Source organism: Erwinia sp. V90_4 (assembly GCF_029967685.1).
GTDB classification, from domain to species: domain Bacteria; phylum Pseudomonadota; class Gammaproteobacteria; order Enterobacterales; family Enterobacteriaceae; genus Erwinia; species Erwinia aphidicola.
Genome location: NZ_JASCAQ010000054.1, coordinates 118,495 through 139,460, shown reverse-complemented (window position 1 = coordinate 139,460; position 20,966 = coordinate 118,495). Strand labels below are relative to the sequence as shown.

19 protein-coding genes and 3 pseudogenes are annotated in these 20,966 nt (G+C 58.7%); 15 read left to right on the top strand and 7 right to left on the bottom strand.

Annotation, left to right across the window (positions count from 1 at the left end; genetic code table 11):
- The first annotated feature begins 1 nt into the window (after position 1).
- Together rhaD and rhaM are read left to right on the top strand one after the other, a co-directional pair.
- Positions 2–844 carry a rhamnulose-1-phosphate aldolase gene (gene rhaD / locus QLG07_RS15670; RefSeq protein WP_099754572.1) on the top strand — a complete coding sequence of 281 codons (843 nt, stop codon included), beginning with the start codon at positions 2–4 and terminating at the stop codon, positions 842–844.
- Positions 834–1,148 (top strand): L-rhamnose mutarotase, encoded by a 315-nt coding sequence (gene rhaM / locus QLG07_RS15665; RefSeq protein WP_048918449.1) that lies wholly within the window; start codon positions 834–836, stop codon positions 1,146–1,148. Before rhaD ends, rhaM begins: the two co-directional genes overlap by 11 nt.
- 78 nt (positions 1,149–1,226) lie before the next feature.
- Here rhaM and QLG07_RS15660 read toward each other — a convergent pair whose 3' ends face one another.
- Positions 1,227–2,411, bottom strand: a complete 1,185-nt coding sequence (locus tag QLG07_RS15660; protein ID WP_048916043.1) for a sugar transporter — start codon at positions 2,409–2,411, stop codon at positions 1,227–1,229.
- 244 nt (positions 2,412–2,655) lie between these two features.
- Here QLG07_RS15660 and glsB point away from each other — a divergent pair, with 244 nt between their 5' ends.
- The 3 genes from glsB (at position 2,656) to QLG07_RS15645 (ending at position 4,050) form a co-directional block, all read left to right on the top strand.
- Complete coding sequence (glsB, locus tag QLG07_RS15655; RefSeq protein ID WP_048916044.1) at positions 2,656–3,582, top strand: glutaminase B; 927 nt, start codon at positions 2,656–2,658, stop codon at positions 3,580–3,582.
- Between the two features lie 175 nt (positions 3,583–3,757).
- A complete protein-coding gene (locus QLG07_RS15650) occupies positions 3,758–3,934 on the top strand; it encodes a hypothetical protein (protein WP_166643179.1) in 177 nt (58 codons plus the stop codon).
- Complete coding sequence (locus QLG07_RS15645; protein WP_263575952.1) at positions 3,928–4,050, top strand: hypothetical protein; 123 nt, start codon at positions 3,928–3,930, stop codon at positions 4,048–4,050. Before QLG07_RS15650 ends, QLG07_RS15645 begins: the two co-directional genes overlap by 7 nt.
- A gap of 42 nt (positions 4,051–4,092) precedes the next feature.
- Here QLG07_RS15645 and QLG07_RS15640 read toward each other — a convergent pair whose 3' ends face one another.
- On the bottom strand, positions 4,093–5,415 hold the full coding sequence (locus tag QLG07_RS15640) for an MFS transporter (RefSeq protein ID WP_282469616.1): 1,323 nt from the start codon (positions 5,413–5,415) through the stop codon (positions 4,093–4,095).
- A gap of 126 nt (positions 5,416–5,541) precedes the next feature.
- Between QLG07_RS15640 and QLG07_RS15635 the strand changes: the two are divergent.
- From QLG07_RS15635 to QLG07_RS15615, 4 genes and pseudogenes are all read left to right on the top strand, one after another.
- Positions 5,542–6,001: pseudogene (locus tag QLG07_RS15635) on the top strand (hypothetical protein).
- Positions 6,002–6,062: 61 nt separating this feature from the next.
- A complete protein-coding gene (locus QLG07_RS15625; RefSeq protein ID WP_282469613.1) occupies positions 6,063–6,941 on the top strand; it encodes an NAD(P)-dependent oxidoreductase in 879 nt (292 codons plus the stop codon).
- A gap of 211 nt (positions 6,942–7,152) precedes the next feature.
- Positions 7,153–7,614 carry an Rrf2 family transcriptional regulator gene (locus tag QLG07_RS15620; protein ID WP_048916048.1) on the top strand — a complete coding sequence of 154 codons (462 nt, stop codon included), beginning with the start codon at positions 7,153–7,155 and terminating at the stop codon, positions 7,612–7,614.
- Positions 7,615–7,865: 251 nt separating this feature from the next.
- Positions 7,866–8,207: a helix-turn-helix domain-containing protein gene (locus QLG07_RS15615; RefSeq protein ID WP_048916049.1), complete on the top strand. Its 342-nt coding sequence runs from the start codon at positions 7,866–7,868 to the stop codon at positions 8,205–8,207.
- Positions 8,208–8,246: 39 nt separating this feature from the next.
- Here QLG07_RS15615 and QLG07_RS15610 read toward each other — a convergent pair.
- Positions 8,247–8,408, bottom strand: a pseudogene (locus tag QLG07_RS15610) (ABC transporter permease); the annotation flags it as partial.
- Between QLG07_RS15610 and QLG07_RS15605 the strand changes: the two are divergent.
- The 6 genes and pseudogenes from QLG07_RS15605 to QLG07_RS15580 all read left to right on the top strand — a co-directional run.
- Positions 8,404–8,898, top strand: a pseudogene (locus QLG07_RS15605) (2OG-Fe(II) oxygenase family protein); the annotation flags it as partial. The pseudogenes QLG07_RS15610 and QLG07_RS15605 sit on opposite strands and share 5 nt — an antisense overlap.
- A gap of 87 nt (positions 8,899–8,985) precedes the next feature.
- Entirely contained in the window at positions 8,986–10,005 is a 1,020-nt protein-coding gene (locus tag QLG07_RS15600) for an AI-2E family transporter (protein WP_048916051.1), read from the top strand.
- 48 nt (positions 10,006–10,053) lie between these two features.
- Positions 10,054–11,019, top strand: coding sequence for an AEC family transporter (locus QLG07_RS15595; protein ID WP_099754735.1), 966 nt, complete (start codon positions 10,054–10,056; stop codon positions 11,017–11,019).
- A 121-nt stretch (positions 11,020–11,140) separates the two neighbouring features.
- Positions 11,141–12,058 (top strand): sugar ABC transporter substrate-binding protein, encoded by a 918-nt coding sequence (locus QLG07_RS15590; RefSeq protein ID WP_282469612.1) that lies wholly within the window; start codon positions 11,141–11,143, stop codon positions 12,056–12,058.
- 96 nt (positions 12,059–12,154) lie between these two features.
- A complete protein-coding gene (locus QLG07_RS15585; protein ID WP_282469611.1) occupies positions 12,155–12,616 on the top strand; it encodes a ribonuclease domain-containing protein in 462 nt (153 codons plus the stop codon).
- A gap of 1 nt (position 12,617) precedes the next feature.
- Positions 12,618–12,884 (top strand): barstar family protein, encoded by a 267-nt coding sequence (locus QLG07_RS15580; protein WP_048916055.1) that lies wholly within the window; start codon positions 12,618–12,620, stop codon positions 12,882–12,884.
- Between the two features lie 48 nt (positions 12,885–12,932).
- Here the strand turns inward: QLG07_RS15580 and QLG07_RS15575 are convergent, their stop codons facing one another.
- From QLG07_RS15575 to QLG07_RS15560, 4 genes are all read right to left on the bottom strand, one after another.
- A complete protein-coding gene (locus QLG07_RS15575; RefSeq protein WP_282469610.1) occupies positions 12,933–15,323 on the bottom strand; it encodes a virulence factor SrfC family protein in 2,391 nt (796 codons plus the stop codon).
- A complete protein-coding gene (locus QLG07_RS15570; RefSeq protein ID WP_099754739.1) occupies positions 15,320–18,304 on the bottom strand; it encodes a virulence factor SrfB in 2,985 nt (994 codons plus the stop codon). The genes QLG07_RS15575 and QLG07_RS15570 overlap by 4 nt, the downstream gene beginning before the upstream one ends.
- A 2-nt stretch (positions 18,305–18,306) precedes the next feature.
- Positions 18,307–19,686, bottom strand: a complete 1,380-nt coding sequence (locus QLG07_RS15565) for an SrfA family protein (RefSeq protein ID WP_282469609.1) — start codon at positions 19,684–19,686, stop codon at positions 18,307–18,309.
- Between the two features lie 226 nt (positions 19,687–19,912).
- On the bottom strand, positions 19,913–20,539 hold the full coding sequence (locus QLG07_RS15560; protein ID WP_282469608.1) for a Vat family streptogramin A O-acetyltransferase: 627 nt from the start codon (positions 20,537–20,539) through the stop codon (positions 19,913–19,915).
- Positions 20,540–20,966: the final 427 nt, after the last annotated feature.

Here is a 20,966-nt window from a genome sequence, read left to right as displayed (position 1 = left end):
GATGCAACAGATTCTCAACTCCTGGTTTGTCCAGGGCATGGTGAAAGCCACCACCGATATGTGGCTGAAGGGCTGGGATGAACGCAACGGCGGCAACGTGTCGCTGCGCCTGCTGGATGAAGAAGTGCAGCCCTTTGCCGCTGATTTTTACCGCGAGCCACGCACCCTGGAACTGAGCCAGCCCGCGCCTCAGCTGGCGAATGACTGGTTCCTCGTCACCGGCTCCGGCAAGTTTTTCCGCAATGTGCAGCTCGACCCGGCAGACTGCCTGGTGCTGCTGCGCGTCAGCGCCGACGGCCGGGCCTTTACCATTCACTGGGGCCTGAGCAACGGTGGCGTGCCGACCTCTGAGCTGGCTTCCCACTTCCAGTCGCACAGCGTGCGCAAAACCGTCACTCACGGCGCCGACCGCGTGATAATGCACTGTCACGCTACTCATTTTATGGCGCTGAGCTACGTCGTCGATCTCGACTCCGCCAGCTTTACCCGCCTGCTGTGGGAAGGCAGTACCGAATGTCTGGTGGTGTTCCCGGACGGCGTCGGCATTGTGCCGTGGATGGTGCCGGGCACCGACGGTATCGGTACGGCTACCGCCAAAAAGATGGAGTCACATACGCTGGTGATGTGGCCTTTCCACGGCATTTTCGGCGCGGGGCCAACCCTTGATGAGACCTTTGGCCTGATCGATACCGCCGAGAAGTCATCCGAAGTGGTGGTTAAAGTGCTGTCGATGGGCGGGATGAAGCAGAGTATTACCACTGAAGAACTGGTGGCACTGGGCGAACGCTTTGGTGTGAAACCCTGGCGCGCAGCGCTGGAAGCGAAGCATAACCATGTTGCGTAAAGCCTTTGTCATGCAGGTACACCCGGATAAGCACCGGGAGTATCAGCAGCGGCATAACCCCATCTGGCCAGAGCTGGCGCAGACGCTGAAGGCGCACGGTGCGCATCACTACAGTATTTTTCTGGATGCACCGCGCAACCTGCTGTTTGCCACGGTGGAGATAGAGTCGGAGGAGCGCTGGAACGCGGTGGCACAAACCGAGGTGTGCCAGCGCTGGTGGCAGTCGATGAGTGAACTGATGCCGTCCAATGCCGACCACAGCCCCGTCAGCGCAGAGTTGCTATCCGTGTTTTATCTGGCGTAAAAAAAAGGGTCAGGCATGCCTGACCCCTACGATTTATTGGCAGGCCGTGCCTGCACCCAACAATACATTGACGAGTTGCTACCCATTCAACCGCAGCTGCGGATAACGCTTCATACTCCATGCACACCACAGCAGTGATACCAGGCCAATCGCGCCACCCACATAGCCTACGCTGGCCATATTCAGATGCAGACTCACCTGGTTACCCAGCAGCGCACCGCCGCCGATACCGATATTGTAAATCCCTGACAGCAGCGACATCGCCACGTCGGTGGCATCCGGTGCCAGCGCCAGTACGCGTACCTGCACCGCCAGCCCGATAATCATCATCGCCATGCCCCAGATAATACACAGGGTGGAGATCGCCAGCATATGCGTCGCCGCAAGATAGAGCGACAGCATGCACAGCGTAATTAACGCGATGGCACCCAGCAGGAAAGTCGCCGGATATTTATTGCCAAACATGCTGAACAGCACGCTGCCGACAATGCCCGCCGCGCCAAAAATCAGCAGCAGGAAGGTGGTAAACCCGGCGCTCAGCGCGGCGACGCCCTGAATAAACGGTTCGATATAGCTGTAAGCGGTGTAGTGCGCCGTCACCGTGACCGCAATCAGGATATACAGCGAAACCAGCGCCGGGCGGCGGAACAGCATCGGCACGCTTTTCAGCGACCCGGTATGTTCACTTGGCAGCTTAGGCAGCAGCTTCATCAGTAGCAGCATGGTGACCAGCGCTACCGCACCAATCACCGCAAAGGTAATGCGCCAGCCCAGCAGCTGACCAATCATGCGGCCAATGGGCAGGCCGAGCACCATCGCCAGCGCGGTGCCGGTTGCCAGCATGCTCAGCGCCTGAGTTTTCTTGCCCGGCGGCGCCACGCGGATCGCCAGCGACGCGGTGATCGACCAGAAAATGGCGTGCGAGAAGGCGATGCCGATACGTGAGATCACCAGCGTATTGAAATCCCAGGCAATGGCAGAGAGCCCGTGACTGGCAACAAATAGCACAAAAATCACAATCAACAGCAGGCGGCGCTCGACATTACGCGTCAGCAGCATCATTGGCAGCGACATCAGGGCAACTACCCAGGCGTAGATGGTCAGCATCAGCCCGACCTGCGCCGTTTGCATAGAAAAACTGGCGCCAATGTCCGACAGCAGCCCCACCGGCACAAATTCAGTAGTGTTAAAAATAAACGCAGCAATGGCGAGCATCACCACGCGCAGCCATGCGGTCTTGCGGGAAACAGTAGTTGATTGCATTGAGATTAACGCTGTGGTTGAGGAAAGATTACCCGTAACGCCGGGCCACAGAACAAGTCGGGATATTGTCTTTTATTTAGTCGTCAGATGAAATAGAAAATTCAAAATAATTGTAAAGCAAATTGTTCGAACAATGTGATCCAGAAGCAATTTTTTTTCGCCTGCGGATATTTGACCTGCGTGCCGTCAGGCGGCAAAATCGCGCGATAATTCCGCCCGTAAAGGCGACAGCAGGGGAAGGGCAGTGGAAAGCGTTCTGAATAATGAGTTACTGGCAGACATTGTGCAGCAGGTGCGGCCGTTAATTGGCCAGGGCAAGGTCGCCAGCTATATTCCGGCACTGGCAGAGGTGCCTGCCGATCGGCTTGGCATTGCCGTCTGCATGCTGGACGGCACGGTTTATCAGGCCGGTGACGCGCAGGAGCGTTTCTCCATCCAGTCGATCTCTAAAGTTCTGTCGCTGACGCTGGCCCTGACGCGCTATCAGGACAGCGAAATCTGGCAGCGCGTGGGCAAAGAACCCTCCGGCCAGCCGTTTAATTCGCTGCTGCAGCTGGAGCTGGAGCAGGGCAAACCGCGCAACCCGTTTATCAATGCCGGGGCGTTGGTGGTGTGCGATATGCTGGAAACGCGCCTGACCGCCCCGCGTCAGCGCATGCTGGAAGTGGTGCGCAGCCTGACGCAGGAAGCGGAAATCAGCTATGACCGCCATGTGGCACGCTCTGAATATGAGCATTCGGCGCGCAACGCGGCCATTGCCTGGCTGATGAAGTCGTTTAATAATTTTGCCAACGACGTACCCACCGTGCTGCAAACCTATTTCCACTACTGCTCCATGACCCTGAGCTGCGTTGAGCTGGCGCGCTGCTTCCTCTATCTGGCCAATCACGGGCGCGGATTGGGGCAGGGGGAGGCGCTGCTCACGCCGAAACAGACCCGCCAGATAAATGCGCTGATGGTGACCAGCGGGATGTATGACGGAGCGGGGGAGTTTGCCTGGCGCGTCGGAATGCCGGGGAAATCGGGCGTCGGCGGTGGGATTATCGCGATAGTGCCGGGCGAAATGAGCATCGCCGTCTGGTCGCCAGAGCTGGACAGCCAGGGCAACTCGCTGGCCGGAACGGCGATGCTGGAATTACTCTCCGAGCGCATCGGTCGCTCAATTTTCTGACTTTCAGTCACACGGCAGGTCAGTTTACTGGCCTGCCAGAACGCCCCATCAATCAATCACCGCAACTAATTATTGATCCACGTCATTCCCCGTCAGCGGACTGCCTGGTAATATTTCGCGTAGAAAATTAAATTTACATTTCACGCAGTGATACCTAACCCACCGAGGGTAAATCATGACTATTCAGGCAAAACAGTTAACCCTTAACCATCAGCTGCGTCAGTTTGGCGGGTTGGTCAAACTGGCGATGATCCGCACATCTCCACAACTTATTGAAGTCTGGACCATGAGCGGCAACCGCCTGCGCTTTACACCCACTCAGCGCGTCGAGGCCCAGGTCATCCTATGCTAAACGTTCGCCTGCTGTTGATCGCCACGCTGGTGATGCTGTTAGTGACGGTGTTTTGCGTGCTTAGCCAGCCGTCGGTGACGGTGCATCTTCGCCAGGATATTCGGAAACTGTTGTAAAGATGATGGGTCAGGCGCGCCTGACCCTTTAGCGCGGGCAAATTACCCCGCCTGAACCGCCATCCTGCGCCGGGACATCAGCGCCCGCACCACCAGAGCCAGCATAATCAGCCACTCGGCACCCAGTGCAGCCAGTACCGCATGCAGGTAGTTGCCGTGAGGTTGCAGCATCTGGCTGAACACCGTTCCCAGTACCATCGGACCCAGGCCAAATGCCGCCTGCTGTACCGTGGAGAGCATCGCACTGCCTGAGCCAGCGTGGTCTTTCGGCACTTCCGCCAGACCAATACGGAAAAAGCAGCTGACGATAAACGACTGCCCAAAGCCAATCAGCGCCGTTGCCGGCGCCAGGCTCAGTATGCCCATCTGCTGCCAGCTGCTGTTGAAGGTGATCATCAGCCCGATCAGCCCGGCCATCTGGATCGCGCAGCCGGTCAGCAGCGTCGGCAGTTTACCTATGCGTTCCACCACGCGGGCGGACAGCAGCGAGCCGATAAAGTAGGCCACGCCCAGCGCAATAAAAGCATTGCCCGACTGGAAGGCGCTCATGCCGAGGCCCGACTGCAGCGTCAGCGCCACGACAAACATAAAGCCACTCCAGCAGGAGAAGAACAGCACGGCGATCGACAGACCGAAGCGCACGCCGTGCAGCTGCATCAGCGAGGGCGGTAACAGAGGGGCACCGCCCTGTTGCTCGATGCGTTTTTCCACCTGCCACAGGCGCTTAAGCAGCAGTGGAAAGGCGGCGAGCAGGGCGATGCACGGCCACGACCAGTGGAACAGCGGCCCTAACGCCAGTGCAACCAGCAGGCAGCCAATGGCTCCGGCGAGATAAAAGGTTCCTGCCCAGTCGATGGGGACGCGCTGCTGCTTTTTCGTTTCCGGAATGGTGCGCGGCGCCAGCAGCAGGACCAGCAGGCAGAGCGGGATATTAATCAGGAACACGCTGCGCCAGCCGTAGCCGCCGGGATTAGCATTAATCAGGAAACCGCCCAGTACCTGGCCGATAATAAACGCCATTCCACCGATACCACCGTACAGGCCCAGCGCCCGCGAATGTTCACGACCGTGTAGCGAGACATGCAGCGTGGCGAGGATCTGTGGCACCACCAGCGCCGCGCCAACGCCCTGTAAGGCACGCGCCAGCAGCAGCGTCCAGACGCCGGGGGTGATACCGCACAGCAGGGAGGCGATGCCAAACAGCAGCACGCCGATGCTGAAAATGCGGCGGCGGCCGAAGTTATCCCCCAGGCGGCTGCCCATCGCCAGGCTGACGGCGAAGGCGATACCGTAAATGGCGACAATCAGCTCCAGCTGGATCGGGGTTGCATGTAAGGTGGCGGATGTTGGCGTGACCTGGTACACCTGGCTGGACCAGGGCGCAAGATTAAAGCATCGCCAAAAACGCTGGCTTCGATTGCGACAGCGTTACAGTGTAACGAAGCGGAAACGCAACACCTGTTTCGGCTGGCGGGCCATCCCACCCCGGTGATGGCAGCGGCCAAAGCCTGTGCCAAAGTGTCGGCGCACGGGCAGATCCTGCTCGACAGCCTTAATCCGCTGCCGGCCAATATCCAGACGCCGCGCTTCGATATTCTCGGATACAACCCGGCGTGGTGCCGCCTGATGAATGTCGACCTGGAGACTATTCCCCCGGAGGATCGCAACTGTATTCTGCTGGCATTCACCCATCCGCAGTGGCGGCAGGCGGTGGCCGATCAGGAACAGCTGATGCCGCATATGGTGGCGCTGTTTCGCACCCAGATGGGAGAGCATCTTGACGATCCGCGCCATCGACAACCACGTTAAACGCTTCTATCACCCTGAAGTCGGCATCATCACCCTGCGCCAGAATAACTGGTGGTCCGCACCGCGCAACGGGGATCGCCTGCTGGTGTATATCCCTGATGATGAACAGAGCGCTGCGGCCCTAAAACGCATTACCGATTGAACTTGTCGGGCTAAGGCGTGCCTGAATCTATCTGAATCGTTAAAAAACAAGGGATCACGCTATGAATCAACTGCCAACGGTTGCGGTACTCGGTCTGGGTGCCATGGGCCATGCCTTCGCTGCCAACCTGTTAAAAAATTCTTTCAGCGTCAGTGCCTGGAACCGCACGCGCTCGCGCGGAGAAGATCTCGAGTCCGCCGGGCTAACACTGTGCGACAGCCCGCAGGAAGCGGTGGCCAATGCGGACGTGGTGCTGGTGATGCTGTCCGACGGCGCCACTACGCTGGCGGCCTGCGAACTTATCCTGCCGGCGCTGAAAAATGGCGCGGTGCTGTGTCAGATGGGCACTATCGGCATTGAGGCAACGGAACAACTGCTGCAAAACATCCAGGCGCAGCGTCCGGATGTGGTCCCGGTCGATGCCCCGGTTTCCGGGACTAAAGCTCCGGCAGAGCAGGGACAAATTCTGGTGCTCGCCAGCGGCGATCGTGGGCGCGCTGCCGCAGTTGAACCGGTGTTTGCTGCAATTTCGAAAGGGGCGAAATGGCTGGGTGAAGCAGGAGCCGGTTCCAGAATGAAGCTGGTGGCTAACGCCTGGCTGGTGTCTATGGTGCAGGGGCTGGCAGAAAGTACGCGTCTGGCCGAGCAGTTAGGTTTCTCGCCGGACGATTTCTGGCAGGTGCTGGATGGCGGCCCGCTGGCTGCGCCCTACGTTAAGGGCAAGCTGGCGATGATTGCAGAAGGGGAGTACCCGGCGCAAATGCAGCTGACGTGGGCGTTAAAGGATGCTCGCCTGGCGCTTGATGCTGCTGGAAACCAGCCGCTGCCGGGCCTCAAGGCGATTGCCACCCAGTGGCAGGGCGCGGTGGATGCCGGTTACGGGGATAAAGACCTGTCGGTGGTGTATCGCTATTTGCAGGACGGCGCTAAAAAAGCCTGAGCAGACTTAAGGCACTTGCGGGTGCCTGGTAATAAAGCCCCCGTAAATCATCATGATATCGCCAATAGCCCATATCGCTTAGTGGGTGGCTTCAAAAATGCAACAATGTTTGTTATATTATCGAAATAGTGTTTTTATATTTGACTGATTTTTAATGCTTTTATTACCGTTATTCATCCGCAGATGAACAGCAAAAAGCAAGGATCACATCATGCTTGATATTCGTTTTCCTACCGCCCTGCAGATGGTGTTATGCATTGCTAAGGCGGATCGCGAAGGGCTTCGCTGCACCAGCAAAATTCTGGCTGATGGTCTTAAGGCCAACCCGAGTTTTGTGCGCAAAATGATGGTGCCGCTGACCCGCGACGGTATTATTGTCTCTACGCTGGGGCGCTGTGGCACCACGCGCCTGGGCCGCCCGGCAGAAGAGATCACCCTGTGTGATATCTACACTTCGGTGATTGAAGATAAGCCGCTGATGGCGGGGCGCCCGGAAGTGGAGCCATGCTGTGTCGTAAGCGCCAATGCCTGCTGGTACTTTAAACAGCTGGCGAAAGAGGCTGAACAGGCCTCGCTGGACGTGCTGGCTAAACGCACCGTAGCCGATGCTCTGCATGACATTCTGCAACGCAGCGAAGTGAGCGAACCAGAACCGCAGCGCTGCGCCTCCTGATTTAACTCCCTGACTCATCCTTCCCGAATCCCGTTGGGGTGACCCGTTTGCTGGTCGCCCCTGACTTCTGCCAGATCGCACTTATTCCTAAATTTAATGCAACAATAAAACTTGCATTATAGCCGTTCCTGTCTTAACTTTATTAAGTGCATTCGTCAAAGTTACCTTTTACACCTGGCAGTGAGACAGGTCAAGGCAACGCAAAGGTCGATAAAAAAACCGCGTCAAAAAACAGAATCAGGGGAACACCGATGAGCCATGATGATTTTATTAGCGATCTGGTTAAGTGGATCGACACTCACATTGAAGGGAAGATGGATTTAGACACCGTGGCCACGCGCGCCGGCTACTCGAAATGGCACCTGCAGCGCATGTTCAAACAGCATACAGGCTATGCCCTTGGTGAATATATCCGTGAACGCCGTCTGAAAAAATCCGCTGAACGCCTCGCACGGGGCGGTGAGCCGATTCTGGATGTGGCGATCAGTTTTGGTTTTGACTCCCAGCAGTCCTTTAACCGCAGCTTCAAGCGCCAGTTCGGCCAGTCGCCGGGTGCATGGCGCCGCCAGGTGCAGATTGCTGCACATGCCTGACAGATTGGGCCGATGGTAAGAAGGTCGGCCCTGTTATCTCTACCATTTCACCGCGCCACGCTGCCATGCCAGCGCACGGTCACGGACGGCAAACAGTAGGGCAATCAGCGAAGAAAAAAGCAGCGCCATCACCATCAGCGCGGTGTACATATTGCCGTAAGCTGCCCAGCTCTGCGCCCACTGTGAATACCAGTAGCCCAACGAACATATCAAGCTTATCCGCTATCCCGGACGGACAGAGAACACCTCGGATCAAGGGGTGGGTGCACACAAAGATTCCGGCTTCCTCAGCTTTCTGTTGCAGGACCGTCAGCGCGGGCTTCAGGTGGAAGTTGCCCCCGGGCAGTGGATCGACGCAATTCCGCTGGAAAGGGCGTTTGTGGTCAACATTGGAGAGCTGTTGGAGCTGGCCAGCAACGGCTATCTGCGCGCTACGGTTCACCGTGTGGTGGCGCCGCCAGCCAATCAAGACCAGCTGTCGATCGCCTTCTTTCTCGGTGCTCAGCTGGATGCCGTAGTGCCGGTATTCACGCTGCCCGAAAATATTGCCAGCCTGGCTCAGGGCCCGGCCAGCGATCCCGACAACCCGCTATTGCGCGACGTTGGCTGGAACTATCTGAAAGGGCGACTTCGCTCCCATCCCGACGTCGCCGCGCGCTGGTATCAGGATCTGCTGCAACATCAGTCCTAAACCCGCGCTTAGTTCAGCCAAATCCTGGTATGGCATAGTATACTGTCTGAATTCGCTTCATTTTTTTCCTTTAAGACAGGACTTGTCATGGAAATACGGAATGTTAATCGGTCGCAGCTCTGTCAGGCCGCCAGTTATGGCCTGATTTTTATCGCGCTGTTCGCCATCTTCCCCCTGCGTTTACTGCCCTGTTTTCTCGCCGGGTTTATCGTCTATGAAACTATCCTGGCCCTGACTCCGCTGGTTGAGCGGCTGGTGAAAGGGCAGATAGCCCGCTGGATCAGCATCCTGTTCCTCAGCGTGGTGGTTATCCTCGCGCTGGTGACCGGCATCACCAAACTGATTGGCTTCCTGCTGCACGATTTCCAGAACCCCGCCGCTTTCCACGCTACCGCCACCAAACTGCTTGAAGATGCCCAGCGCACGCTGTCCCCAGTGATCGTGCGCTATCTGCCCTCGGACATCGACGAGCTGCAAAATCAGGTCGTCACCTGGCTGCGTGAGCATCTGGTGGTGGTGCAGACCTTTGGCCGCACGGCGGCGCATACCTTTGCCACCATGCTGATCGGCATGCTGCTGGGGGCGATTATCTCGCTGCGTAACAGTAGCGGCCAGCGCCCGGAAGCGCCGCTGAAGCAGGCGATGCTTGACCGCCTGACTACGCTGGCTGCCGCCTTCCACAACGTGGTGTTTGCGCAGATCAAAGTCTCGCTGGTGAATACCGTGCTGACCTGCGGTTTCCTGTTTGGCATCCTGCCGCTGTTCGGGCTGCATTTCCCGTTTGCCAAAACCGTGGTAGTGCTGACCTTTATTGCCGGGCTGCTGCCGATTATTGGTAACCTGATTTCCAACACGGTGATTGTGCTGATCGGTCTCTCGATTTCGCTGGAAGCGGCGCTGATCGCTCTGATTTACCTGATCCTGATCCACAAGCTGGAATACTTCATTAATGCGCGCATCTTTGGCAGCCGCATCAGCGCCAAGACCTGGGAGATCCTGCTGGCGATGCTGGTGTTTGAATCCGCTTTTGGGCTGGCTGGCGTGGTGGCTGCGCCGGTTTATTACGCCTATCTGAAAGCTGAACTGCGTATCGCTCATCTGATCTAATCCTGAACCACTTCGGCCGGATGCTTCCGGCCGCGAGACGGAGTTTTCATGCCGCTGATAGCCACGCTGCTACACCAGATGCTGATTGCCATGCCGCTGTTTGTCCTGATTGCACTGGGCTGGCTGCTGGTGCGCTGGCGTCACTGGCCGGAAAGCATTACCGAAGCAATTAACCGCCTGGTGTTTCGCGTCGCGCTTCCGGCGATGCTGTTCCGCCTGATGTGCGACTTCAGTAAGGGCCCGCCGGTTGATGGCCGCCTGCTGATTGCCTTTTTCGGCGGCTGCCTGCTGGTGTTCGCACTGGGTAGGGTAGTTGCTTCACGCCTGTTTAAGCTTGATGGTATTGCCGGTTCAGTATTCGCGCTGGGCGGAATTTTTTCCAATAATGTGCTGCTCGGCTTGCCCATTGCCCGCGTCATGCTGGGGGATGCGGCTATCCCATCGGTTGCGCTGGTGCTGGTGTTCAACGGCCTGATCCTGTGGACGCTGGCAACGGTTTCGGTAGAGTGGTTTAAACACGGCGCGCTGAATCTCAAAGGCTTTGGTAATACCGCGAAAAGCGTGCTTAAAAATCCGCTGATTATCGGCATCCTTTCCGGCACCGCGTTTAGCCTGAGCGGGCTGCCGCTGCCGCAAATGGTTGACCAGCCTGTCACTATGCTCGGCCAGATCGCCGTGCCGCTGGCGCTGGTCGCGCTGGGGATGAGCCTGGCCGGCTACCGCATCAAAGAAGGGCTGGCCATCAGCTACGCGCTAAGCACCATCAAGCTGATTGTCCAGCCGCTGGTAGTCTGGGGGCTGGCATGGGCGATCGGGCTGCCGCCGCTGGAGAGCAAAGTGGTGGTGCTGCTGGCTTCGATGTCGGTCGGGGTCAATGTCTACCTGATGTCGCAGCAGTTCAACGCGCTGACCGGCCCGGCGGCAACCAGCATGCTGCTCACCACGCTGTTTTCCGCGCTGACCACGCCGCTGTTTATGCTGTTGATGGAGCTGGCCTATCACGGCAAAGCGTGATGGATGTTACGGAATCGTTAAAATCAGATTGCATTCAAACCGTTCATTTCATTAACCTCCAAATGCGGTTGTGATGTTTCATTTTATCCACCGCAGTCACCCTTGCCTCTGGAGAATAATAATGAAACATTTTAAAAAAATGCTGCTGGTGGCCGCGTTAAGCTGCTCCGCTTCCTCACTGGCCGAAACCATTGGCGTGTCGATGGCCTATTTCGACCAGAACTTCCTTACCATTATCCGCCAGGCGATTGATAAAGAGGCCAAAGAGCGCGGCATCAAGGTGCAGTTTGAGGACGCGCGTGGCGATGTCGGGCGCCAGACCGACCAGGTGCAGAGTTTTATCAGCGCCGGGGTGGATGCGATCATTGTTGATCCGGTCAATTCAGCCGGAACTCCCATTATGACCCGGCTGGTTACCCAGGCTAAAATCCCGCTGGTCTATGTTAACCGTACGCCGGGCGACCCGAAACTGCCACCGGGCGTGGTGTTTGTCGGCTCCGATGAGAAGCAGTCGGGTACTTTGCAGATGGAACAGCTGGCAAAACTCGCCAACTATCAGGGCAAAGTTGGCATTATGATCGGTAACCTGACCGATGCCGGGGCACTGCAGCGCACCAAAGACGTTGAGCAGGTGGTCGCGAAGTACCCGAAAATGAAAGTTGTGCAGAAGCAGACGGCGAACTATTCGCGTAGCGAGGGCATGGACCTGATGCTCAGCTGGCTGAGCAACGGCGAAGAGATTGATATCGTCGCCGCCAACAATGATGAAATGGCGATTGGCGCTGCGATGGCGCTGCAGCAGTCAGGCATTAAACAGAATAAAGTGCTGGTTGGCGGCATTGATGCCACGCCGGATGGTCTGAAAGCGCTGGCCAGCGGCAAGATGCAGGTCACCGTATTTCAGGACGCTGTTGGCCAGGGTAAAGCCTCGGTAGATGTCGCCCAGCGTATGATCAAAGGCGAAAAGCTGGATTCTTACCACTGGATCCCATTCGAGCTGGTGACGCCGGAAAACATGAAGCAGTACGAGAATAAATAGCCATAACGGCAAAATCTGGCGGGAATAGCGCAGCTGCCGGCTTTCCCGCCACGCTTTTCTCTACGCCCCACATCCTGGCTTTGCTAAACTGCGCCCATGAACAAAAAACTTCTTATTGCCGCGATCTTCGCGATTGCCGCCGCTGCGGCCGGGCTGCATCATCCGGCGAAACAGCCGACTTCATCAACACAGTCCACTCCGACTGCGCGTCAGGGTGCCAACGATATCAGTACGCTCACCGCTCAGCAGCGAGTGGCGGACTATCTGCAACAGCATCAGCGGCTGCCGGACTACTACCTGCGCAAAGGTGAGGCGCGTAAACTGGGCTGGGACCCGTCAAAAGGTAACCTGTGCAACGTGCTGCCGGGGCGGGCCATCGGCGGCGATCGCTTCAGCAACCGCGAAGGGGGGCTGCCAGATAAAGCAGGGCGCCGCTGGTTCGAAGCCGACGTCAATTATCAGTGCGGGCGGCGCGGCAGCGATCGCATGCTCTACTCGAGCGATGGCCTGATCTACGTGACGAGCGACCATTACCGCCATTTTCAGCAGGTAAATTAATATGCAACTGGTGAGTTTTGACTTACAGCAGGTGGAAGATCGCGCCGACTTTTATCGCCAGTTCGCCGCCCGATTTGCGTTGAGCGAGTTCGGCAGTAATCTCGATGCCTTATGGGATGTGCTGACCGCTGGCGTGGCGCTGCCGTTGAGGATCACCCTGCGGCATCTGCACAGGCATCCTCAGCAGGCGGAACTGCAGGGCATCATTGAGGTGATGCAGGAAGCCGAACAGGAAACGGGCGGGGCATTTAGCGTACGGGTTTATTGAGCTTCCCCGGGTCGACCGAGAAAAAAGGTCGACCCCTACGCGAAATCATTAACGGCGGATCACGCTCAAAATCTTCGCCAGCCTTTCACGCTCTTCGCCGCTGATTTCGCGCGATGCCGCATACCCGGCATTCTGCACTATCATCTCATTCAGCCCCACCAGCCAGTCGTAGATATAAAACGCGGCGTGGTTATTTGGCTTCAGCGCCAGACGCGTCAGGCGCTGACCGGGCCCCAGATTAACCGTCTGTGCTTCCGGCTTGGCGAAAATCTTCTGCCCGCGATTGATGCGGCTGTCCGGGCGCTGCGCTTCCGGCAACTGCTGGAACCCCAGCCAGGCGACGAAATCACCCAGCACGCTCAGCGCACGCGACACCTGACGATCGGCGATCTGCTCAGCGGGCAGGCCCGCCGCATCGCTGTCGGCCAGAATGCGCAGCAGCGCCGCTTCAATCTCCTGGCGCACGCTGGCGGTGATCAGTTCTTCGGTCAGCATCTCCAGCGTCGGTTTGGTCACGCCAAGCAGCTCCAGCAGCGGGCCGTTATCCGGCAGCAGGCGTAGCTGATTAATCCAGTGGCGATAGACGTTCTGGGCAAATTCGGCTTCCTGATCCACCACCGGCGCGCTGTGATAGCTGGTCTGTACCGCCGTCAGCGGCTCATCGCTCAGCAGATCGATAGTCATACCAATGCCAAACGGATCGTCCTCGGAGATGCTGTACTCGTCAGCGGCAGTTCGCTCACTGCGCTGATACTGGCGCTGCAGGAACAGGTGACGCAGGGTATCGCGCACCGGCACCAGGCGCTCCAGCAGCTCGCCGTGCACGCCGGTGCGGGTCTGAAGCGCTTTCAGCAGCGTTTCGGCGGTGCGCAGGCGCTCGGCCGGATCTTCACCTTCCGCCGCCTGATACCAGCGCCCGAGCAGGTTTTCACTCAGCTCGCGCTGGATCTCGGCGCGGCAGGCGGTAATGCGCTCCAGCTTGCTGTCACGACGCACTTCATTGACCAGGTACCCGGCCATACGCTGCACGCCTTTTTCATCCATCGCCAGCATGGCACCCCAGGCATCGCCCGGATTGCCCACGTAGCGCTGCACCGCCGCATCGTGGTTGTGGCCGTGGGTAATGCGCTGATCAAACGGCGTCATCGCCCAGATCAGCCCAGGCTTGCGGCCGCTGCGCTGCACGCTGGTTTCGCCCTGAGTTTGCTTCACCCAGAAGTCGAGCAGGCGGCCAACGTGGCGCGTTTCATTACGGTGTGCCGACGCGCTGCACACCAGCAGATGAGTGACATCCTGCTGTACCGCCGCACGCTGCAGCAGGAATGGGCGCCGCGCCTGCAGGAAGCTCAGCGCCAGCGCATGCTGATCGTCGTCCGGCAGCACCGGCAGGCTGACAAAACCAGGATAATCGAGCAGGTCGACTTCGCTAAACAGCTCCTCGCGCGGCGCGCTGTAGAGCGGTAGCAGTACTTCGCGGCTTAGCAGCGTCAGTTCTGCCAGCGCCACGCTGACCGGGGCCAGAGAACGGCCACCGTGGCGCGGTACCACCTGCAGCGTCAAATCGACGGTGGCATTAAACTGGCTGACGCCGGAGCTGTTAAGCAGGCTGTAAGAGGGTTCGTCCAGCACGCTGAGCGGTGCCAGAACGTCGCCCACGCAGGAGAGGTGGTGCAGCACGTGCGCCAGCTGGCGATACAGTGCCGTCAGCTGGCGATCCTCGCCCCACAACAGGGAGAACAGGCGGGCGCGGTCGTCCACGCCGAGGAACGGAGCCAGCTCCACCGCCTGCGGCCAGAAATGGCTCTCCAGCGCGCTGTTGCGCGCCAGGCTGAAATGCAGGGCATCCCACAGTGCCACCATCTGATGACGGTTGATGCCGTCAACCGCTTCCGGCTGGCGGTACATCGCCACGTTCTGCATTTTCTCGCCAAGCTGCGATTCATCAAAGGTGACAGTGTCACTAACGCGCTGCGCATACTGGAGCGCCAGCACCGCAACCAGCTCGCTTTCACTGAGCAGAGTGAGCTGCACCGGCCAGCTGCTGTCGCTGCTCTGCTGCTGACCGCTGAAGCGTAATACCAGATTACTGGTGTGCTGCTGCGGGTTAAGCTGGCCGGCATAATCCAGCACGCTATTGCCGAATGCGCACTCCAGGCGGCCCTTGTCGCTGGCGGCCAGGGCGCCAATCAGATAAGACTTGCCCGCCTGCGCCAGACCGAACAGGCCAATTGCCGGGTTGATCGGCGTGTTGCGGGCCAGTACGCTGGCCTTGTTGTGCTGGCGCAGCAGTTTGACCGCCAGGCGATCTGCTTCCATATTCAGGCGCGGCGCCTGCTGGCGGTTATCCTCCAGCCACTCCAGCGCCTGCTCAATACCCTGCGTCAGAGCATCACGTTTTTTGTTCGCCTGGGCGGTGAGGATCTTATTTAACGATTTCATTTCTTGTAGACGCTCCCGCTGTCAATCCAGTAATGCGCCATGCCCGATCCGCTGCTGGCAAGGGTGTTGAGGCGCAGACGCAGATGTTCAAGCGGCACCTGGCTGCCGTCATCAAGCGTCGCATCGGCAATATCAAAACGCTCCGGCCCGAACTCGCCAAACGGGCGGCTGACCGCCAGCTTAATGCGCAGCACTTTATCCCCGGCCACGCTGCGCGCCAGCTGCGAATCGACAATCGTCAGGGTATACAGCGGTGACGCAGGCCAGCGGTCATTGTCCAGCTGGCGGAACCCTAAGGTTAACGCGCCGCGCACCTGGAATCGGCTACGCACTTCCAGATTAAAGTTCTGCTGGTCGAGGTCAATATCGCTGTACCAGACGTTATCCGCCGTCAGCGCGCCGGTGCCGTCGAGCATCCCGAGATAGCGAATGGTCGAGTACGGCTGGAAGTCCCCGGCCTTGAACCAGAAGTTCGCCAGGCGCAGGTCCAGCGACAGCAGGCACAGCATCGCGCCGACCGCGGCGGTAGATTTCGGGTTCTCGATTTTTCCCTGCTTGTTGAACGGATACCAGTCATTGGTGTGATAGCCGTCCAGTGAAACAATGCGGCTCACCGGCAGCGGTTGCAGGTGGCGGAACAGCGCCTGCACGCCGGGGAAGCGTGAAGGGCGGCCGGTCAGCAGCAGCACATCGCAGTCGTATACCGCCACCACTTCCGACATTGAACGCAGGCTGTGGGTAATGTTCATGCGCGGCGAGAGGAACTCAGCGTGCAGCTTGCTGAGGCGCACAATCAGCGCCACATCGAGAATATCGAAGGCAGCCGCATCGCCCGGCAGCTCGCGCTGGATCTCGCGGTTAATATAGTCCAGCAGTTTGCTGGTCGGCGCCTGCGCCAGCAGCTCACCAAAGCGGGCGTCAATCTCTGCCGTCAGGTCAAGCGGGTCGAAGGTTTCATAGGCTTCCAGCACCGCCTGGCCCAGCGGGATAAACAGCTGCAGCGTCACCTGCTGGCGCAGGGTTGAGTGCCCGTCAAGGCGGCCTTCATGACCGAACAGGCGCGTCATGACCGCTTCAGGGTTGACCATGCCAGCCTGCTTAAAGGCCGCCTGCAGCGCGGGCAGTACGTACAGCTGAATGACGTCGAGCAGGATATCGTCGCCCGCCAGCTTAAAGCCCTCGCGGAACAGCAGGCGCGGCATAATTTTTACGTTATTACCTACGCCGTCATCGAGGCGATATTGAGTAATTGCCAGGTCGGTGGTGCCGCCGCCAATGTCGATGGAGGCGATGCGCAGCGTCTTGCCCGCCGGTTCATCGGCAGCACGGGCGCGGTCGGGGCGTACCATGCTGGCGAAGAAGGCTTCAGCACGGCCACCAAAGTTGACCTGGGTTTCGTTATAGAGATAAACCATCTGGCCGCAGGTGGCTTCATCCCACTCCATCTGCACCTCCGGCACCGGCACGCTGCTTTTGGCTTTATCCTCGGCGCGGGTGAAATCATCATCCGCCGGGTGCCAGCCCATGGCTTTCCACACCAGCGCAATGGCCTCCAGCATGCGGCGGCGGAAGATCTCACGCTCCGGCTTCGGCATGGCGGAAGGCAGGGTGAGAATGATATTACGCAGCTGGCGCGGGGCGCTGCTGTGCAGCATTTTCTGGCGCTGCATCGGGCTGTTCATCTGCAACAGCGCCTGCGCCAGCAGCTCGGACAGCATCAGGCTCATCACCGAGCTGCGGCTGTAGTGCGGGGAGAACACCGGCAGGCGCTCATCCAGCGGTATGCTGTACAGCGGCTGGCCTTCATCATTAATCAGGTAGGTCAGCGGCAGCGCGGTCGCCAGCGGTTCCTGCTGCTGATTGCCCGGGGTACGGCTGAAGCGCCAGCCCGGCGTGTAGCTCTCTTCATCCCACAGGTAGCGGCGCGGGCTGGAGAGCCCGGTAGCACCCTCGGTGCCGAGGCGCTGCAGCGCCAGATTGCCGGCTTCGCGCCCGACGCGGACGATCGAAGGCCAGGTAAACGCCTCATCGCGGCCGCTTTCCAGCGAGAAATTCTGCTTGCCGAAGCTGGCCTGGGCGAACTCGACGCGGCTTTCAAACAGTTCGTTATACAGCGCATGGGGATGGCTGAGATTACGCATCTGTAGTTCGTAGGTGTGCTTCAGGCCCTGGTGATCGTCAACGTGATCTTCCACCATAATGCCGCAGGTGTGGGAGTTACCGACGTCGAGGATCAGATCCACGGCAATAGCCGGCTCCTGCAGCGTCGCCGCGCTGATTTTCAGCTCCGGCACTGACAGCTGCTCGCCGAGCATATGCAGGATGTTGAGATAGTGCGCCTGGTACTCAAACTCGCGCAGGGCGGCTTTAATATTGACCTGCGGGCGCTGTTCAAGGGTGGAGGCGCTGTCGCTAAATACTTCGCGCAGCCAGCCGTCAATCCAGGTGTGGTCAAGGAACTCGCCCAGCTCGTCGCTGCGGTGGGCCAGCGCGAAATTGACACCGTTCTTCACATCATTTTCATTCAGCGCCAGCGACTCATCTTCGCCATCGGCCCAGACTTTGGTGTCAAACGCCAGCACGATGCGGTGGGTATGGCCGCTGGCATCCGGTTTATCCAGCGCCACAACCTGGACGCGCGCCCAGTTATCCGGGCCGCCGATAAAGGTGCGCGGCGGGTTGAAGCGGAAGAACGGCAGCGGCAGCCACTGGCCGCACAGCAGGCTGAGCGACTGCGCCAGCGGGAAACTGAACTCCGGCTTGACCACTTCGGCAGGGGTGCCCGCCGCCTGCGGCAGCAGGTACTTGGCGCTGGGCGCGTGATAGTTCAGGCGCAGCAGCGGGCCATTTGCGGTCTGGCGGACAAATTTACCCGGCCAGTCGTTGTTCAGGTCCGGCGTCAGCGCAAAGTCGAGGAACTGGATACCACTGTTCTGGACCAGCGTCATATTGGGTTTAAAATCAGCAATCGTCGCCAGCATCATTATTTACTCTCACGCTTCATGGTCATCGGCAGCACCGTGTCGGCATTGTAGCTGCCGCTGCACTCGGCAGGCCCGCTCAGGCCCTGTTTACACACCAGTTCCGGCATCTGATAGCGCGAACCATCGCTGCATCGCGCTTTCGTGCGGCTGTTAATCACCAGGTTGCCGGAGGACATCAGCCCGGCGAACACCTCCACCTTACAGCTAACGCCGTCGCCCTGGGTGATACGCGCCGTCCCTTTGCCATTTTTCAGCTGATATTTCAGCATCGGCGGGGTGCCGGTCGGCAGATTTTTCTGCACCAGTACGCGCCAGTTACCGTTAAGGAATTTGGTCGAGCCAATTTTGACCGCATCGGCAGGCAGCACCAGATCGTCTTTCGCCACCGGGCGCGCGTCTGCGACAGCTTCCACCGCCGGTTCAGCCGCGGGCGCTGCTGCCGGGGCCGCAGCGGGTGTAACGGCAGCCGGGGCGATAATCGCCGGTGCCAGTGGCAGAGTGGGTGCAGCAGCCGGAGCGACCGGTGCGGCAGGCTCGGGCTGTGCGGCGGGTTCAGGCGCTTTCACCTCTTCAGGCGCTTTATCACTACAGCTTTTCAGCTGCACGCCAAAGGCAATCAGCAGCACCACGGCCGGAACAACCCAGCTGTAGCGCAGCCAGGCTTTCATCGGTGGTTTTGCCGCAGGCGTAGCGGGGACCGCCGGGGCCGGCTCAGGTGCGATTGCCTCCGGCTCGTCAATAATTTCCAACGGCGGAATAGTGGGCATCACTCGCGGCGTGGCGGCGGGTTCAGGGGTAATCAGCGGAGCAATAACCGGCGATACCGCAGCCGCAGCGGGTGCAGGGGCTGCCGCGACGGGTGCAAGGCGCGACAGGCCGAGCTGCGGCTCATCATCTTCCACTGCGCGCAGGCAGTCGAAAGCGTCCTGGCGGGATTTTTTATCCAGGCTGACAAAGCCCCAGAAGGTGATCACCGGCTTGCCGCCCACCAGGTAGACATAGTTCTGGTCGGGGAACTGTAACGCTTTGCTCAGCAGGGCGCCGAACAGCTTCTGGCTCGGCTTATCGGACTGCTGGGCGCGGTCGCTAATCTCTGCCAGCGTGCTCTGGCAGGCGAGCAGGTCATTCAGCGCTGCCTTGCGTGCGCTGTTGCTGGCGGCGGCCCACGAACTGACTTTGCCATTCACCGGCGAGTACCAGTCCAGGCGGTCGCCCGCGTCGTTAGGCTGCGGGATCGCCAGGCAGTCGGCCAGCGCAGACTGTTTTCTCAGGCGCAGGGTTTCGCGCAGTTGCAGAGCGGAGAGATAGACCGGTTGCCCGTTCTCCCCCAGAGCGAGCACAGCATCAAGATTGCCACTGCGTAAGAAGATTTTTGCCACGCAAAAGACCTTATAGTCAGAGTTCGGAAGAAAAAAGCGTGTGTAATCAGAATATTTTAACGCTTTGCGACTTAAATCAAATGCGCAAATAAGCGGTGAAACGCAACAGTACTCAGGCTATAGCCAGGCAGGCGCTTGATATCCGGGAGAATGAAATGGCGAAATGTGACACGGATAGTGACAGTGTCACATCAGATAATTGTTAATGGGTCAGGCAGGCCTGAGCCTACCCTTTAAGCGCTGCAATATCACCCGCCGTAATTCCAGCAAGATGGGCAGTAATCTTCTCCACTGGCCAGTCCCACCAGGCTAGCGCTTCCAGTTCGGCAATCACCTCATCACTAAAGCGTTTGCGGATCGCTTGCGCCGGGTTACCGCCCACTATGCTGTACGCCGGGACATCGGAAACCACTACGGAGCATGAAGAGACGATCGCGCCGTTGCCGATGCTCACGCCCGGCATAATCAGGCAGTCATAGCCAATCCAGACATCGTTGCCGATGCAGGTATCGCCTTTATAAGGCAGGTCGCCGGGTTGCGGAGCTGCGCTTTCCCAGCCGTTGCCGAAAATAAAAAAGGGAAAGGTCGATATACCAGAGGTCTTATGGTTAGCGCCGTTCATAATGAACTTCACGCCGCGAGCCAGCGCACAGAATTTGCCAATAACCAGCTTATCGCCGATAAACGGATAGTGATAAAGGACGTTGCGCTCGAAGTTCTCCGCGTCATCAGGATCGTCGTAGTAGGTATAGTCGCCGATGATGATATTGGGGTTGGTCACGCAATTTTTGATAAAGCAGACCTGGGGAAAGCCAGGGAGTGGATGTTTCTCGCTGGGGTCGGGTCCGTGCATATATCCTCCTGAAGCAGTAGCGTAAAGAGAGTGTAATTCAGAGGAAACCGAAGCGCCTCACGCTGTATTCAAACGGGCAGTGACGCTATGATAGCAGCGCGCCAAATTCGGCAGAGGAGAATTCGCCATAATGTTTTATCGTTTTACGCTGGCAGCGGTTGTTGCCGCCACCACATTGACAGGTTGCGCTGCCTTTAAATCTAATACTGCCGTGGCGCCCGTTAGCCAGGCGACGCAGACCGCTGATGCCCCCGCTGCAGCAGCCCAGCCCGAACAGCCGGTGCAGACTACGCCTGTTACTGCGCCCGGTGCCGTCACCGAAAGCAGCCCTGAGGCGACGACAGCTGAGGCAGCGACCGCACCTGAGGCGCCAGTAGAAACGGCCAGCGCTCCGACCCCGGCCGAAACGGCCACGCCAACTGCACCT